Origin of the sequence: Winogradskyella poriferorum (genome assembly GCF_050618035.1) — a bacterium.
Classification (GTDB): domain Bacteria; phylum Bacteroidota; class Bacteroidia; order Flavobacteriales; family Flavobacteriaceae; genus Winogradskyella; species Winogradskyella poriferorum_A.
Map to the genome: position 1 here is coordinate 1 of NZ_JBODPY010000171.1, position 228 is coordinate 228.

Here is a 228-nt window from a genome sequence, read left to right on the forward strand (position 1 = left end):
CATAGTATTATTGTGATTTACAAAACCAGAAAAACCAATAGTGTCATTCAGCTTTTCTAACTCAAAGTCCTCTTGATGACAATAAGGAACTATTTTTTCTCTATCTAAAAGTTGAGCGAGGTATTCCTGCTCATATTGCCCAGGTGATGGAATGAAAAAAGCTCGTTTCCCTAGCTTAGCTAGATCCATAATCCTGGTGTAAACAGAACGGCTAAGAACGAGTGCACT

Annotated in this window: 1 protein-coding gene; it reads right to left on the reverse strand. The window is 37.7% G+C overall.

The window, feature by feature from the left end:
* Positions 1-228 (reverse strand): glycosyltransferase (locus ACRHOC_RS15350; protein WP_431159463.1); only part of this gene is annotated, 228 nt, incomplete at both ends.